This is a genomic window from Enterobacter cloacae complex sp. 2021EL-01169, assembly GCF_020733125.1.
Taxonomy (GTDB): Bacteria; Pseudomonadota; Gammaproteobacteria; order Enterobacterales; family Enterobacteriaceae; genus Enterobacter; species Enterobacter roggenkampii.
The window spans coordinates 1265640-1281623 of the sequence record NZ_JAJFTC010000001.1 but is presented as its reverse complement, the minus strand read 5'-3'; the positions used below and the strand labels follow the sequence as shown (position 1 = coordinate 1281623).

Here is a 15984-nt window from a genome sequence, read left to right as displayed (position 1 = left end):
ACCTCGTTTACAGTAATTGATTATGGCGTGTGATGAGGTAGACGGATGAGGGAGGGAAATATTGCTGGGGGGAATGAAAAATTTTGAGTGATGACGCAACTCCTCCCTCGCTGAGATCGATGTACATCATGATGTTGCAGATGCAGATGGGGTTAAGGAACGTGCATTATTTTTTACAACGAATGTAGCTTATCTATACTGAGAGAATTCATCCGATGAGTATCTCACTAGATGCATTCGAGTTTGATAACAACTCAAACAACAGTATTTCAATATATTAGAGCAACAAAATCAATCCTCATATTAAAAGTAGTTTGACAGGAAATTTCAACCCCACTCTTGCGAACTGAGTTACAGATGTTTAAAATGTCATATTCAACATAAAATCAACCGGAAAGATTTGTATGTTTGACTCAATAGTGCTAAACCGCTCAATAGATGGACCGGCATTGACGATTGGTGAGATTGCCGAGACGTTATTATTCTATCAAAATATTCATATTGTAATGGACACATCAACCGTTCTTAATCTTATAAGAGAAATTGGTCACCATAATGTAATTAAACTTATATCGTTACCTGATGTTAAAACCACATTCATTGAAGAATTTGTTGGTGTTTATGGTGAGGACACTTATAATGGAAGGCAGTACTCTTTAATAAGTGCGTACTTTTCCGGCAGTGAAACCGATGGTGAACTGAAAAGCTGGAAAAAAAGATTAGCGAACATGGTTTCACGCCAAGGTTATAGCAAAAATGAGTCTGATAATTTTGTTGAAAGGTTCAAAAACTACGTATCAGTGAAAAAACTTTCCAGCGATCATTTTATTAAAGGCGGGATTATATCAGCAGCACGTGAAGATTTAAATGATGATGACTTTGTATCCTCTGCTGCGCGCTTAATAACTGCTGATTTGCTATCTACAGAATCCTTATCTAATGATTATTTCTACAAAATACATCCAACTGGAGATTCCTTCCAAATCTCTACAAATATAGATTTTGATAAAATTAACAAACTTAATGCAGCCAAGATATCTGAAATGGGTGAAACAAATCCAGCAAGCATAGCGGCTGGAATATTGAGCGCGTCATATGCCCTTATACTTGCAGCTCATTACGGTGGAGATTTCCATACATCAAACACAAATTCAAAAATCATACAATATAAAAACAAGCAAATACTATCCAGAACAAACAAAAATAGAAATGAAATTAGCATTTTTAATGAGATCCTATTAAAGGACTGCCCAAATATATCCTCCATCATAAATAGCAAAGAAAGAACATTTGAGGAGTTTTTAGAACTACTTTCACAAGCCAAAAAGTTTAAAGTTTGGCTTAAGGGGAGCTCACCTGATAAAAACTTACTATCAAATTATCTTGAAGATATAGCTAAGACAGGTTGGCTTGGCAGTGGATATGGGAAAATAATTCGCTACATCGTAAGCACTGGCGCAGGATTAATTGGCCCAACAACTGGTCTGGCAGTATCGGCTTTCGATAGTTTTATATTAGATAGACTTAGTACTGGTTGGAAACCGAATCAATTTATAACTTCAAAACTAAAGCCATTTGTTGATACTTACAATGACTTTTAAAAATAAAATGCGGTTAGAGTTGCGGCTGTAGCATTGGGAAATGGTCGACCAGTAGTAAACCGTGAAGCCTTCTCTGGCACGCCCTTTCCTATCATACCAGACATTAAAAAGGCTCCCTGCGGAGCCCCCTTATTCAATCAAGCCTGCACCGGCAAACTAAAACTCGAAATACTCCGCGAAAGCTGCTGCGCCTGCTCTTCCAGCGAAGCCGCTGCCGCCGCGGACTGCTGCACCAGCGCGGCGTTCTGCTGTGTCACGCCGTCCATCTCGGTCACCGCCTGCCCGACCTGACTGATCCCGCGGCTCTGCTCTTCGGAGGCGACGGAGATCTGCTCCATCAGCGTATTCACTTTATTCACTGACGAAATGATCGAATCAATCACCTCGCCCGAGCGGCTGACCAACTCCGCACCGTTTTTCACGCTGGAAACCGACTGCGCGATCAGGCTTTCGATGTCTTTCGCCGCCACCGCGCTTTTCTGCGCCAGAGTGCGCACTTCGCTGGCTACGACCGCAAAGCCGCGTCCCTGCGTACCGGCGCGCGCCGCTTCAACCGCCGCGTTCAGCGCCAGGATGTTGGTCTGGAAGGCGATGCTGTTAATCACGCTGGTGATGTCTTCAATGCGCTTCGAGTTCGCCGCGATGGTATTCATCGTGTCGATGACTTCACGGGTTACCGCTTCACCGGTGTGGGCATTTTTCACCGCGTCCTGCACCAGCTTCCCGGCCTGATACACATTATCGGTATTGTTCGCCACCGTCGCGCTCAGCTCTTCCATGCTCGCTGCCGTCTGGGTCAACGCGGAAGCCTGCTGCTCGGTGCGTGACGCCAGGTCGATATTCCCGGAGGCAATCTCCTGGGCGGCGTGCGTCACGGTATGACTCGCATCGCGCACCTGGGCGATGGTCGCCAGCAGCGCCTGTCGCATCTGCTCCATCGAGCCCATCAGATGGTCGATTTCGTTGCCTGTACTCCCCTTCACCGGCACCGGAATGTCCAGCTTGCCTGCCGCAATCTGGCTGCAGTGCTCGCGCGCCAGGTTGATCGGCGCAAAGACAAAGCGCTTCATCAGCAGGCTAACGGCGATAATCACCACCACAAACAGGCTGGCGATAGCAGCAACGATCGCCAGGCCAGAGACGAAGCTACTGCTCGCATCTTCGTTCAGGCTTTTGGCGTATTTCTGGTGGACGGAAAGGACCTGGTCGAGAACGATCTCGTACTGGCGGTCGAGGCGGGAGACTTCCGGGATGAGCGCGTTAAATTTGGCGACATCGTGCGCCTCGGCGGCATCGATCAGCGGCGCCAGCCCCTGGTTGCGGTAGTTCTGCCAGGCGTCCTGATAGGCAGTCACCAGCGGCGCTTCATCGCTCAGACGCGGCGACGCCATAAAGGCCGCAAAGGCGTGGTCCGCTTTGGTCAGCGCCTCTTTCACGGCGGTCAGCTTTGCAGCGCCGTCCGCCGCGTTGCCCGCTTCCACCATCTTCACATACTCCATCACCCGCACGCGCAGCGTACGGCTGTGGTTGATGGGGTCAATAATGGACAGCACAACCTGGATCTCTTTGTTGACGTTATCCAGGGAATTATTACTTTTAATGATGAGGCCAACGCTGGTGACGGTGCTGACAACAAAGAAGAAAAGCAGCGAGAACAGGACAATCAGGGACGACTTTTTCAACGACATAAACCAATACCTCAAGGAGAATTATTCCTTATGGTTATCGGCCATTCCAAAACTTAAATTAATTAAAGTTATTGATGTATCGGTCCGGGCTATATTGCTCACTTATAGCGCCGCTGCAGGGTGGCCGCCAGCTTGCGTTGCAACGGTTCAGGAGCCTCTCCCTCGATCAGTTTGCTAATCAAATCAAAGCAGTGCCACGCCAGCTGTCGGTTATCCTGGCGGATGGTATCCACCGGGATCGTCAGCGAATCGTAGAGATAGTGATCGTCAAAACTGGCTAACCTGATATCGCTTTGCAGCAGGTTATGCTGGCCCATATAGCGCAGCACCCCTTCCAGCAGCCCGCAGGCGGCGGCGAAGAGCGCTTTCGGCGGACGCCCCAGGCGGGCGCAGAGTTCAGCAAACATCTCGTAACCGGAGCTCGGGTGATAGTTGCCGTGAATGATCCACTCGGGGCGCAGCGCCACACCGGCCTCACGCAGCCCTTGCTTAAAGCCTTCCAGGCGGTCGCGCGTCGGGGATAAACGGGGCTGGCCGCCGAGGAAGTAGAATTCATCAGGGTGCTGGCGCGCAATGTCCGCCACCAGTTCGGTCGTCGGGGTGATGGAATCGGTGATCACCAGCGGCAGCGCGCTGTCGTTGATGTGGCGGTCAAACAGGACCACCGGCAGCTGCTCGCTCAGCTTATGGTAGTCCGCGTCGTTGAGCATGCTGGAGGCCACAATCAGCCCGTCCACCTGACGCGCTACCATGTTGTTCACCACCACCGTCTCCTGCCCCGGGTTTTCATCGCTGCAGGAGATCAGCAGCTGCACGCCTGCCTCGCGGCACAGCGTTTCCAGCTCGTGAGAAAAGACGGCAAAACCGTAGTTGGTGATCTCCGGGACCACCAGACCAATGGTGTGGCTGCGGTTATCGCGCAGCGACCGGGCGTGAATGCTGGGCTGATAGTGGTGCTCTTTTGCAATTGCCAGCACGCGCTCGCGCGTCTCTTCCGCCACGCGAAGCTCTTTGCTGCGACCGTTCAGGACCAGGCTGGCGGTGGCTTTTGACACCCCCGCCAGCTCCGCGATGTCTTTAATGGTGACGCGTTTTGTTTTTCTCACAACGACTTAGATCCGGCTGCCAAAACCCTCATTCTATCATGCAGGCGCGCAGCGACCAGTAGCGTAATGTGATATCGGACGCACCTTCGAATCGCACCCGGGCCGGATGGTCAGGAAAATAGCGGCTGCTCATCACCCCTTCGCCGTGGTTAATGAAGATTTCAACGCTGGAGCGGTCGCACAGGACGCGCAAATGACGGACGTCGCCCTGCCAGTAGCGGGTCAGGGTTTCACCGGTTTTCAGGCTCGCGCGTTCAAGACGTATACCCTGCTCATCGACCATGAGACGCAGCGCGCCGCCAAAATCGACATTCACCTGCGATGCGCTCAGCTCAAACTCCAGACGCGTCGCGTCCAGTTCGGGCGCGTCGCTGGCGCGCCCCTGCCAGTGCTGCTCATCTTCACGCAGCGCCGCCAGCTCGCGCGCCGGGGTTTGCCAGAGCCGGCCGTCGCGGAAGCGCAATTCTCGCGGGCAGGTCATCTGGTGCATCCAGCCGTGCGCCTGCGTGGGCTGAAGCATTTCTTCCCCGTCCGGTACGCCCATCCAGCCGATCAGGATGCGGCGTCCGTCTTCCGCCAGCGTGGTTTGCGGGGCGTAGAATTCAAACCCCGCGTCCAGCTCGTGCAGCTCGCCGTGATCGAACGTCGCGCGGGCATAGTCAAACGCCCCGCTCATCCAGGTGGCCGGATAGGTATTGAGGTAGCGATGCGGCTCGCGCGCCAGCCCCTGCGGGCAGCAGATCAGGACGTGCGTCCCGTCGAGGGCAAACAGGTCCGGACACTCCCACATATAGCCCGCGTCCGTCAGGCCGTTAACCCCGTGACCGGCGATCTCCCCGCAGGATGTCCAGGCGTGCAAATCGGCTGATTTAAACAGCAGCACCTTGCCGCGCTTCTGCACATCCTGCGCGCCGAGCACCATGTACCACATCCCCTCGTGCTGCCACACCTTCGGGTCGCGCACGTGGCCGGTGTAGCCTTCCGGCAGCGCCAGCACCGGCCCCAGCTTCGTAAAGGTCCCGTCCGGCTGCTCCACGGCCAGGCACTGCCAGGCGGTGCGGCTGCCGTCATCGAACTTGACGTTGCCGGTGTAGCACAGGGTCAGTACGCCCTGGTTATTCACGGCGCTACCGGAGTAGCAGCCGTTGCGGTCATACGCTTCGTCGGGCATGAGCGCCAGCGGCTCATGCTGCCAGTGCACCAGGTCCGCCGAACTCCAGTGCCCCCAGCACTTAAAGCGATGCTCGCAGTCCAGCGGGTTCCACTGATAGAACAGGTGATAGCGGCCAGCAAACCAGATAAACCCGTTCGGGTCGTTCATCAGCCCCGTCACCGGCGCGGCGTGCCATTGCGGATAATGGCTGTCCGCCAGCGCCCGCGGCTGACCTGTCATAACGGCCTGCAGGATCGCAGGCCAGCGGGAAGGTAACGTCATTATTCAGAGTCCGTTTTATATTTCAGCAGCAGTGAGACGGTAAACGCCACGCCGAAGGCAATCACCATGCCGATAATATAGTTCAGCAGCGAGCTGGCCTGCACGATGGCCATGCCCGGAATGGCGGTCAGCCCGACGGCGGTCATGTACACGTGCACGGAGACCACCCAGGCCCCGCCCACCGCACCGCCGATTAGCGCGGCGATAAACGGCTTAACGAAGCGCAGGTTGATACCAAAAATGGCCGCTTCGGTGATGCCCAGCATTGCAGAGAACGCCGACGGCAGGGTAATGGCTTTGATTTTGGCATCTTTGGTTTTGAACCACACCGCCAGACAGGCGCCACCCTGCGCCACGTTCGCCATGGCCCAGATCGGCAGCAGGAAGTTAACGCCAATCGACGGATTCCCCAGCAGCCCGGCTTCAATCGCGTGGAAGCTGTGGTGAATACCGGTGATCACAATCACCGAGTAAAGTCCGCCGAACAGCAGCCCGGCGAGCCAGCCCGCGTGGGCGATCAGCGTGCTCAGAATAAAGGAGATACCGTCCCCCAGAGCGCGCCCCGCCGGGCCGATAATCAGCAAGGCGATAAAGCCGGAGATGACGACGGTAAGGAACGGCGTCAGGATCAGGTCTAACGCATCCGGGATCGCGCGGCGCAGGTTTTTTTCCACGATGCTCATGAACCAGACGGCCAGCAGCACCGGGAATACCGTGCCCTGATAGCCAATCATCGCAATCTCAAGGCCGAAGAAGTTCATGGTGTGGAAGCCCGACGCCACGCCCCAGGCGTTGGTCAGCGCCGGGTGGGTCAGAATCCCACCCAGCGTCGCGCCGAGGTACGGGTTACCGCCAAATTCGCGCGCGGCGGTAAAGCCAATCAGAATAGGCAGAATGATAAACGCCGCCGAGCTGCACATGTCCAGCATGATGTAGAGGGCGTTATCCGCATTGACCCAGCCGTAGGTTTTCACCATGCCGAGCAGACCCATCAGCAGACCGGACGCCACAATCGCGGGAATGATCGGCACAAAGATGTTGGAGAGTAAGCGGGCAATGCGCTGGAACGGGTTCAGCTTGCGCGCCGCCAGATCCGCGGCTTCCGATTTGCTGGATTCGCTAATTCCCGCCGCCTGAATAAATGCGGCGTACACCTTGTTGACCACGCCCGTGCCAAAAATCACCTGCATCTGCCCGGCGTTACGGAAGCAGCCTTTCACGCCGTCGACCTTGCCGATGGCCTGCTGATCCGCCAGCGCGTCATCAACCAGCACCAGACGAAGACGCGTTGCGCAGTGCGCCGCGCTGGCGATGTTTTCCTTGCCACCGAGCAGCGGAATAAGCTCGCGGGCGATTTGATTAAAATCCATAGATACCTCTGCCTGACTTCTTTTTATGATGTGCGAAACGCTCCCGCCAGGCGGGAGCGTGATGGGTTAAAACCAGGTTTCCATCTGGACCCCAAAGTTCCATTCCCCGCCGGCGTTGAAGCCGCTGCTGCCAAAGGCATCATCGCTGGCGTAATTATCCAGTTTACTGCTCCAGTCCATCCAGGTGGCAAACAGGCGCAGTTCAGGACGGCTGAAGAAATCGCCGATTTTGCTCGCTTTTAACGTCGGCGCAAAGGTCAGCTTGTAGAAACTGCCGTTCACGGCGTTGCGGTCCTTATAGCCCTCCGGGTTTAAATCCATGTACTGGTAGCTTCCCTCAAACGCCAGCGCGAAATTCTGGGTGACCTCTTTGATCAGGCGGGTATTGAGCGTTATCCACTCATAGCTATCGCCCTTGACGTAGCGATCTTTACTGCTCTGTGCCAGAACGGCGGGCGCAACGCTCCAGCCACCGCCGATTGGCGTGACACCGTAACTTGCGAAGCGCCAGGTATCCGCCTCAGACAGCAGCGCGCCGTCGGAGCCGATGCTTTTTACCTCCGCCCCCAGCCCGTGACCATAAAGCAGCGCCGTTTTGGCGGTCCCTTCACGCAGGCCGTAGAAGCTCTCATTGTGCAAGCCTACCAGGGCATGAACGCCGTGATTGGCGGCATCCGTTTTAATCAGATCGCCGTTAGTGTCTTTACGGTCGTCGTTATCCTTCGCCCGCAGCCCGCTCACCATCAGCTGGAACGGGCCGGCGAAGTGGTTCATGCTGAGGATATAGTTCTGAACGTTGTTGTCGGTCTGCTCCACGCTGCCGAAGTTGCGGCCGTAAATGGAGAAGTTGCTGCGCAGCGAATCGTTCCACTTCACGTCGTAAACGCCGCCGCCGGTACCGGCCAGGAACACCACGTCGGAATCCAGCCAGTGGATGTCAAAGTTGTCGCGGTCGAAGCGTTTACCCGCCCAGAAGGTGCTGCCCTTCAGCGCGCCGGTAAAATCAGGCAGGTTGCCCAGCTCCGCGAAGGCCTGACGAATATTGAGGTCGCTGGTATCGGCAGACCAGTCGTTATAGGTTCTCTGACCGTCGGCCAGCATCGCCTTGAAGCGCGTGGTCGCCCCGTTATCCAGGGTTTGCTTGTGCTCCAGGTTCAGCTCGACGTAGGTGTCGGCTTCGTTACCCAGACGCCCCACCGCACCGCCGGTTTCACCGGCTGGGGTCAGGTAAGGGCCGCTTTTGCTGCTGGAGGCGGCATCGTTCATCAGCAGGCCAGAGCGGGCATAGCCGTGGAACTCAAACCCGCCGGTCTGATCCGCCTTCTTCTCCAGCGCGGTGGTGCGCTGCGCCACCTCCTGGGTTGTCGTTTGCGCCTGCTGCTGAGCGGCAACCAGCTGCTGCGTTTTTTGTTCTGCTGCCGCAGCGCGCTTCTCAGCCACCTGCGCGCGCGTTTCCGCGTCCTGAAGGCGCTGCTCCATCGCGGCAAGACGCGCTTCAATACTGGATATATCCGTCTGGGCAAAAACAGAGGTACTTCCGGCCAGCATGCCTATCATCACGGCAAGTCTGCGTTTTTTATACATTTTGTCGCATCCCTAAAAGAAGTCATTAAACGTGCTAAATTGCTAAACCGGTTTAGGTTGCTGATACTAAACCTGTGAATTTTGGATCGGCAATCTTTTTTGCTAAACCGATTTAGTAAGTGTGATCGAGGCGACAATTCAGGCCGCCGGATGGCGGCCAGGAGAGGAGAAATTACAGGTCGTGCTGCCAGGGCAACGCGGTCATCGCCCCTTTGGCGGTGGTGGCCAGCGCGCCGCAGCGCTGGGCGAGCGCAATAACCGGCGTCAGGTCCTGTCCGGCGGCTAGCCCGTAGAGCAGCCCCGCCACAAAGGCATCGCCCGCACCGGTCGTATCGACGCACTGCACAGGCGTTGCCGGGTAGTGTTTTACGCTACCTTCATGCCACGCGGTTACGCCCGCTTTTCCCTGGGTAACCAGCACCAGACGCGCCGGGCAGCGCTGCATCAGCACCTCCAGACCAACGTTGACCTCCGCGCTGCCGGTGAAAAAGGCCAGCTCTTCTACCGAAAGTTTCACCACGTCGGCGCTTTGCAGGGCCTGCTCCAGGCAGCCATGCAGTGCGTTCTCATCCGGCCAGAGGTCCGGGCGAATATTGGGGTCGAAGCTGACGTAACCGCCCGCCTCACGAATGGCGGCCATCGCCTGAAACGTCGCAGTCCGGCTCGGCTCGGCGCTTAAGGCGATGGAGCAGACGTGCAGCCACTCCCCGGCGCTGAACGTCGGCAGGTCGTCGGGTTCGAGAAACAGATCGGCGCTTGGGCGCACCATGAAGGTAAACGAGCGCTCGCCGTGGTCGTCGAGATCGACCACCACCGTTGAGGTGCGGTGCGCCGGGTCAAGGCGCATCCACGTCACGTCAACCCGCTCGTCAGCGAGCGTTTTCGCCATAAAGCGCCCGAAAGGATCGTCGCCAACCCTGCCGATAAAGGCGCTCTGGCCGCCCAGCCGGGCAATACCGACCGCGACGTTCGCCGGCGCGCCGCCGGGACACTGCAGTAATCGACCTTCTCCAGCGGGCAGCAAATCCACTACCGCATCGCCAAGTACCCAGATTTTCTTCATGTGATCCTCGTAGCTAAACCATATTAAACCGTTTTAGCTATTTAAGCACAGGCCGGGCAAAGGGGAAATAACGGGAGGGAAAATTGGCTTACCGCACCAGATGCGGCCAGTGGATATCGCCGACGCCATTAAGCTGCGGCCGGGCAAACAGGAATCCCTGAAAGCGGCGGATCCCGGCCGATTCGAGCCAGCACCACTCCTCAATTTTCTCGATGCCTTCGGCCACCAGGGTGATTTCAAGATCGGAGCAGCAGCTGATGATGGAGCGCACAATCGCCTGTTTTGGGCCGCTCAGGTGGATGTTGCTGACAATCTCACGGTCGATTTTAATTTTGTCCGGCTGGAAGCGGGTCAGCAGCGAAAGCCCGGCATAGCCCGAGCCAAAATCATCGATCGCCAGGCCAATCCCCTCGCCGCGAAGCTGCTTGATGGCGCTGTTAAACTGGTTGAGCCCGGAGATCATCTCGTTTTCAGTGACTTCAATGACCATCTGCTCCGGCTGAAGGCCATGTTTTTTAATCTGATCGACCAGAAATTCCACCGCGCCTGGGACATTTACCAGCGACATGGGCAGCAGGTTGACCGCGATTTTATGGCTACCAATGCCCAGCTTTTCCGCCAGCGCAAAGGCATAGGCTTTTGTCTGGAGATCGACTTCGTAGACGTTGTCCGGGTCGACGGTGCTGAAGAAATGCTCCGGGCTGCCGCCGTCGTTGCCGCGGATAAGCGCCTCAAGGGAGCTGATTTTCCCTTCCGAGGGCTCGACAATAGGCTGCAGCGCAAACTGACAGGTTTGCCCGGCAATCAGGCCCAGATGTTCGCCAAAGGGAAGCGCTTCGGTCGAGAGCGTCCATTTGTCTGCCGTGTAGCGTGCCCCCGACGGGGCCGGACGTTTACCGGTTATGAAGGTCTGAATAAATTTGAACACCCGATCGTCGGAGGTCAGATAGCTGTCCAGCTTGCTGTAGCGCAGCACCGACTGCAGCACCTCTTTCGGCGACTGCGTTTGCAGGTCGAACAGCAGCATACCGACGTTTTCGAAGCGTCTGCGCGGACCATAGTCCCGCAGCAGTTCTACTACCCCGCTGTGCCGCTTGTCCTCACGGATGGTATGGAAAAGTTTGACCACACTCTCTTCCGACCCTTCGAGGATCTGCAGAACGTCGTTGCCTTTAGCAAGGAGGACGCCGGTAATGTCCAGTTTTACGTTGCGGCCCCTGGCGCGCTCCACCAGCTCCCGCAGTTCGGTGGACGGGCGGGATAAATTCAAGTGGCTTCGGTAGATCAGCGTCGTCAGCACAAAAAGGGGTTCCAGTGATAAAGAGAGGTGCCTTGAAGCTACTATGTAACATACTTAATCAATGCGACCTAACATATTCACGCCACAAGGGAACATTACTTTTTCTGGTCCCCGATCCGGCTGTTAATCCTCTCCTGCATATAGTCGTAGAACGGGTTCGAGGTGACCCGCATAAGCGCCTCTTTACCGACGCTCAACACGGACGTCTCTCCCCACAGCGCAATCGTCCCCAGGCTGATGCCATATCGGTTTTTCACGCGTGGTTCACGACCATAGAGATCGTCATCCGGCGGGAACGGCACCGCAACGTGCGACAGGGAATAAACATCCTGCGGCCAGGACTGGGCAAGCGGCACGACCGTCTCCTGCGTGCTGCCTGCCGGCGTGATTTTCGCCACCGTCGAGAAACTGTGCTCGCCGGCATTGGTGAGAATCGTGACACCGTAACGCCGCTGCGCGACCGGCAGCAGCGCCGTGGTGGCCGTCCAGGGCGACGGTTTAAAGAGCGGGCGGAAGCTCGCCGCCTGGTTGATATCAAACACTACCAGCTCGCTGCCGTTTGCCGGAAGCTGGTCAAACAGGCCGCTGACCACCGCGCGGGTACTGACCGTGGAGTCCATCACCGACTGGAACGCCAGCACCGGCGGCAAATTCGCCAGCCTGTTTTCCCGCGCCTCACGGCCAATCTGCTCCTGCAGGGCCTTCGTCAGCAGCCACGACTGGCGGGCGGCGTTCACCGGGAACGAGTTATATTTATACGGATTATATTCCGGGGAGATATTCAGCCAGGCCGCTTTGGCAAACGGCGGCAGCAGCGCCGGTAGCCCGGCGAATCCGGCGAACCGCGCAAAGGACGTCACGCCGATCATCGGTGAGAGCAGGATCATCTGTTGAGGCTTACGCAGCGCAGGGTCTTCCAGCGCATCGAGGGCATACTTCATCGCCAGCGCCCCGCCGTTGGAGTAGCCCACCAGATGCAGCGGCACGTTATTCCCCGTCAGGCGCGTGGCTTCCCGCACGGCAAGCCGCGTCGCTGCCAGCCACATTTCCCAGTCCACGTCCGTCAGCGCGCCGGGCGCGGTGCCGTGTCCGGGAATACGCGGGACCACGGCCACAAAGCCGTGCTGCTGATAGTTCACGGCAAGGTGCCTGACGCTGTAAGGCGAATCGGTCAGGCCGTGCAGCAGCACCACCGCGCCGCGGGGCTTCCCGGCAGGCATCAGCACAAAGGAGCGGTTGGCATCGGGGGCAAACTGGCCGGGCCACACCAGGCTCTGGCGGTAGTAGCGGTTTAACGGAGTTTGATCCTCGCCCGCTGTTTTCGCCGTCACCGCGTTATCCAGATCGGTGAAAATCGCCTTTTCACGGGCGAGGTACCCGGCGAAATCGGCGTTATCCAGCTCGCGCACGGACATCTCATCTGCCCGCCAGGTGTGCCACGGGTGCAGTTCCGGCCCCTGCTGCGAGAGATAGACCCGCACCGCCAGCAGGACGACCAGGACGATTCCCACGACCATCCCTGTTTTCTTTGCAAGCGCCACCAGGCGCACGCTGACTCGCCAGGGCCAATTCGCCATGCCGGGATCCCTTTTATGTTCACTGTCTTTCTATCTTATCAAAAATGTGAACGGGCTGACGTATTCACCAAATTCATCCCTGCCAGGTCAGCCAGTGCACCAAAAGTGAACTACGCTGCACAAATGTTGATCATTGGTTAACCAAATATTGCATGAAGTTTATTGCGCAGCGGGTTTTCGCCCGCCTGTGAACATGGCACGCGTCATGCATTGTTAACCCGGTAACACATATTCAGCTTTTGACAGCCTGTTAACAGCGAGGCGGTATGACGACGAAACCCGAGATGTTAAGCCGTATCGAGGCGACCTTCAGCCAGCTCACGCCCAGCGAAAAGCGGGTCGGAAGCTGGCTGCTGGCGCACGCCGCGCAAATCCCGTTTGAAACGGCGGAGAGCGTCGGGCTGGCGAGCGGGACCAGCGGGATCACCGTCGGACGCTTCCTGCGCAAGCTGGGATATCGCAACCTGGAGGATGCCAAAAAGAGCCTGCGCGATCCGTACCAGCCCTGGGGCATGAACGAGCGCCTCGACTCCTGGCAGCAGCAGCGCCCCCTGCCCAACCGCCTTCAGCACGCCCTGTCGCTGGAAGTGGACGCCATCACGCAGGTGTATCAGCTGGCGCAAACGGACGCTTTTCGTCAGGTGGTGCACCATCTGGCCCACGCGGACGCGGTCTTTGTGCTGGGGATCCAGTCCACGCGCGGGATCGCCAACGCCTTCTTCAGCCACCTTGAATACCTCCGCCCGCGCGTGAGCTATTCAGAGGGTGCATCCGGCAGCTGGGTGGAATCCCTTAACTCCGGGTTTGCGCACCCTTATGTCGTGCTGACCGATACGCGCACCTACTCCACGATGGCGCGCCAGTACTGCCGCGTCGCGAGCGAGAAAGGCATTCCGCTGGCCTTAATCACCGACATCTGGTGCCCGTGGGCGCGGGATTATCCGATTGATTTACTGCAGGTGAAAACCGATACCGGTCATTTCTGGGATTCACTTGCCCCTGTGAGCTGTTTGTTCAACCTGCTGCTGTCGGGCGTGGTGGAAGCGCTGGGCGATGCGCTCCCGGCGCGCCTGGCGGTAAACCGACAATTACAACAAGAGTTTGGTCAATTCGAACGCTAAAGGAGCGGAGCTATGCCCGTAGAAAGTGAACTGATTGATGTGGCGAAGACGTTCCCCACGCTGCATATCGATCTGAAGTACGCCACCGCCGACAACATCACAGGCCGCCCGATCTATCAGGAGGCGCTGTGCCTGCTGCATACCGATGCCGCTACCGCGCTGGCAAAAGCCATCAGCATTGCCACGCTGGCCGGGCTGAAGCTGGTGGTCTACGACGCCTATCGCCCGCAGCAGGCGCAGGCCCAGCTGTGGGAGGCCTGCCCGAACCCGGAATATGTGGTCGACGTGGCTATTGGCTCTAACCACAGCCGCGGCACGGCCATCGACGTCACGCTGATGGACGAGCATAACGTCGTGCTGGATATGGGCGCCGGTTTTGACGAAATGCATGACCGCTCGCATCCGTATCACCCTTCCGTGCCGCCCCACGCCCAGCGCAACCGTCTGCTGTTGAACGCCATCATGTTCGGCGGCGGTTTTGTCGGGATCGGCAGCGAATGGTGGCACTTCGAACTGCCGAACGCCGCCAGCTACCCGCTGCTTGATGACCGTTTTGCCTGTTTTCCCCTGACGCACACCCCTCTTTAAACCTGGAGCACTGCCATGAAAACATCGCTTCTCTCGACCGTCATTGCCGCCACGCTGGCCCTGAGTGCACCGCTGGCGCTGGCCGCCGTTCCGAAAGACATGCTGGCAATCGGTAAAGCCGCCGACCCGCAAACGCTCGACCCTGCCATCACCATCGATAACAACGACTGGACCGTCACCTATCCGTCCTACCAGCGTCTGGTCAAGTACAAGCCCGGCTCAACCGAGGTGGAAGGCGATCTGTCGACGGGCTGGAAGGCGTCCGACGACCAGAAAGAGTGGACCTTTACCCTGGCGGATAACGCCAAATTCTCCGACGGCACGCCGGTCACCGCCGAGGCGGTCAAACTCTCCTTTGAGCGCCTGCTGAAGCTCGGCCAGGGGCCGTCTGAGGCCTTCCCGAAAGATCTGAAAGTGGAGGCCGTTGATGAGCACACGGTGAAATTCACCCTCAGCCAGCCGTTCGCGCCTTTCCTCTACACCCTGGCGAACGACGGCGCCTCCATCATTAACCCGACGGTGCTGAAGGCCAATGCCGCGGACGACGCGCGCGGCTTTCTGGCGCAAAACACCGCTGGCTCCGGGCCGTTTATGTTGAAGAGCTGGCAGAAAGGCCAGCAGCTGGTGCTTGTGCCAAACCCGCACTGGTCGGGCGACAAGCCGCACTTCAAGCGCGTCTCGGTGAAAATTATCGGTGAGAGCGCGTCGCGCCGTCTGCAGCTTTCCCGCGGCGATCTGGACATTGCCGACTCCCTGCCGGTCGATCAGCTGGCGGCCCTGAAGCAGGAAGGCAAAGTCGCCGTCGCCGAATACCCGTCTCTGCGCGTGACCTATCTCTACCTCAACAACAGCAAAGCGCCGCTCAATCAGGTGGATTTACGCCGCGCGGTCTCCTGGGCGACGGACTATGAGGGGATGGTGAAAGGCATTCTGAGCGGCAACGGCAAGCAGATGCGCGGCCCGATCCCGGAAGGCATGTGGGGCTTTGACGCCACGGCCATGCAGTACAGCTTCGACGAAGCCAAAGCTAAAGCAGCCCTGGAGAAGGTCAAAGACAAGCCCGCCAGCCTGACCTTCCTCTACTCGGACAACGATCCAAACTGGGAGCCTATCGCCCTTTCGACTCAGGCCAGCCTCGGCAAGATCGGCATTAACGTCAAGCTGGAGAAACTGGCCAACGCCACCATGCGCGACCGCGTCGGCAAAGGCGATTACGACATCGCCATCGGCAACTGGAGCCCGGATTTTGCCGACCCGTACATGTTTATGAACTACTGGTTCGAATCGGACAAGAAAGGTCTGCCGGGCAACCGTTCGTTCTATGAGAACAAAGAGGTCGATTCCCTGCTGCAGGCCGCGCTGAAAACCACGGACCAGGCGGAACGCACCAAAGATTACCAGCAGGCGCAAAAGGTGGTCATCGACGAGGCGGCCTACGTTTATCTGTTCCAGAAGAACTACCAGCTGGCGATGAACAAAGAGGTCAAAGGCTTCACCTTTAATCCGATGCTCGAGCAGGTGTTTAACATCGCCACCATGAGCAAGTAACCG

Annotated in this window: 12 protein-coding genes; 4 read left to right on the top strand and 8 right to left on the bottom strand. The window is 57.3% G+C overall.

What is annotated here, in order from left to right; genetic code table 11:
• Positions 1-404: 404 nt before the first annotated feature.
• Entirely contained in the window at positions 405-1601 is a 1197-nt protein-coding gene (locus LLF79_RS06080; RefSeq protein WP_227879245.1) for a hypothetical protein, read from the top strand.
• Positions 1602-1738: 137 nt separating this feature from the next.
• Here the strand turns inward: LLF79_RS06080 and LLF79_RS06075 are convergent, their stop codons facing one another.
• From LLF79_RS06075 to LLF79_RS06040, 8 genes are all read right to left on the bottom strand, one after another.
• Positions 1739-3289, bottom strand: a complete 1551-nt coding sequence (locus tag LLF79_RS06075) for a methyl-accepting chemotaxis protein (protein WP_227879244.1) — start codon at positions 3287-3289, stop codon at positions 1739-1741.
• Positions 3290-3387: 98 nt separating this feature from the next.
• Complete coding sequence (locus LLF79_RS06070; RefSeq protein ID WP_059363062.1) at positions 3388-4395, bottom strand: LacI family DNA-binding transcriptional regulator; 1008 nt, start codon at positions 4393-4395, stop codon at positions 3388-3390.
• A 28-nt stretch (positions 4396-4423) separates the two neighbouring features.
• On the bottom strand, positions 4424-5830 hold the full coding sequence (locus LLF79_RS06065) for a sucrose-6-phosphate hydrolase (RefSeq protein ID WP_227879243.1): 1407 nt from the start codon (positions 5828-5830) through the stop codon (positions 4424-4426).
• The gene (locus LLF79_RS06060; protein ID WP_008501693.1) at positions 5830-7200 is read right to left on the bottom strand and encodes a sucrose-specific PTS transporter subunit IIBC; all 1371 of its coding nucleotides are present in this window, start codon (positions 7198-7200) and stop codon (positions 5830-5832) included. Before LLF79_RS06060 ends, LLF79_RS06065 begins: the two co-directional genes overlap by 1 nt.
• A 66-nt stretch (positions 7201-7266) precedes the next feature.
• A complete protein-coding gene (locus LLF79_RS06055; protein ID WP_227879242.1) occupies positions 7267-8784 on the bottom strand; it encodes a carbohydrate porin in 1518 nt (505 codons plus the stop codon).
• Between the two features lie 172 nt (positions 8785-8956).
• Positions 8957-9847 carry an aminoimidazole riboside kinase gene (locus LLF79_RS06050; RefSeq protein ID WP_045415829.1) on the bottom strand — a complete coding sequence of 297 codons (891 nt, stop codon included), beginning with the start codon at positions 9845-9847 and terminating at the stop codon, positions 8957-8959.
• Between the two features lie 88 nt (positions 9848-9935).
• Complete coding sequence (locus LLF79_RS06045) at positions 9936-11147, bottom strand: diguanylate phosphodiesterase (protein ID WP_227879241.1); 1212 nt, start codon at positions 11145-11147, stop codon at positions 9936-9938.
• A gap of 95 nt (positions 11148-11242) precedes the next feature.
• Entirely contained in the window at positions 11243-12724 is a 1482-nt protein-coding gene (locus LLF79_RS06040; RefSeq protein ID WP_227879240.1) for a carboxylesterase, read from the bottom strand.
• Between the two features lie 266 nt (positions 12725-12990).
• Here LLF79_RS06040 and LLF79_RS06035 point away from each other — a divergent pair, with 266 nt between their 5' ends.
• The 3 genes from LLF79_RS06035 to LLF79_RS06025 are packed head-to-tail and all read left to right on the top strand — an operon-like array spanning position 12991 to position 15981.
• A complete protein-coding gene (locus LLF79_RS06035) occupies positions 12991-13845 on the top strand; it encodes a MurR/RpiR family transcriptional regulator (RefSeq protein WP_045410261.1) in 855 nt (284 codons plus the stop codon).
• Positions 13846-13857: 12 nt separating this feature from the next.
• Positions 13858-14433 (top strand): D-alanyl-D-alanine dipeptidase, encoded by a 576-nt coding sequence (gene ddpX, locus LLF79_RS06030; protein ID WP_063435428.1) that lies wholly within the window; start codon positions 13858-13860, stop codon positions 14431-14433.
• 15 nt (positions 14434-14448) lie between these two features.
• The gene (locus LLF79_RS06025) at positions 14449-15981 is read left to right on the top strand and encodes an ABC transporter substrate-binding protein (protein WP_045333803.1); all 1533 of its coding nucleotides are present in this window, start codon (positions 14449-14451) and stop codon (positions 15979-15981) included.
• The last annotated feature ends 3 nt before the right edge of the window (positions 15982-15984 follow it).

Bases quoted from the DNA above. Each gene is read 5' to 3' on its own strand.
- LLF79_RS06080 (WP_227879245.1), top strand. From the start codon at position 405: ATGTTTGACTCAATAGTGCTAAACCGCTCAATAGATGGACCGGCATTG.
- LLF79_RS06075 (WP_227879244.1), bottom strand. From the start codon at position 3,289: ATGTCGTTGAAAAAGTCGTCCCTGATTGTCCTGTTCTCGCTGCTTTTC.
- LLF79_RS06065 (WP_227879243.1), bottom strand. From the start codon at position 5,830: ATGACGTTACCTTCCCGCTGGCCTGCGATCCTGCAGGCCGTTATGACA.
- LLF79_RS06060 (WP_008501693.1), bottom strand. From the start codon at position 7,200: ATGGATTTTAATCAAATCGCCCGCGAGCTTATTCCGCTGCTCGGTGGC.
- LLF79_RS06055 (WP_227879242.1), bottom strand. From the start codon at position 8,784: ATGTATAAAAAACGCAGACTTGCCGTGATGATAGGCATGCTGGCCGGA.
- LLF79_RS06050 (WP_045415829.1), bottom strand. From the start codon at position 9,847: ATGAAGAAAATCTGGGTACTTGGCGATGCGGTAGTGGATTTGCTGCCC.
- LLF79_RS06040 (WP_227879240.1), bottom strand. From the start codon at position 12,724: ATGGCGAATTGGCCCTGGCGAGTCAGCGTGCGCCTGGTGGCGCTTGCA.
- LLF79_RS06035 (WP_045410261.1), top strand. From the start codon at position 12,991: ATGACGACGAAACCCGAGATGTTAAGCCGTATCGAGGCGACCTTCAGC.
- ddpX (WP_063435428.1), top strand. From the start codon at position 13,858: ATGCCCGTAGAAAGTGAACTGATTGATGTGGCGAAGACGTTCCCCACG.
- LLF79_RS06025 (WP_045333803.1), top strand. From the start codon at position 14,449: ATGAAAACATCGCTTCTCTCGACCGTCATTGCCGCCACGCTGGCCCTG.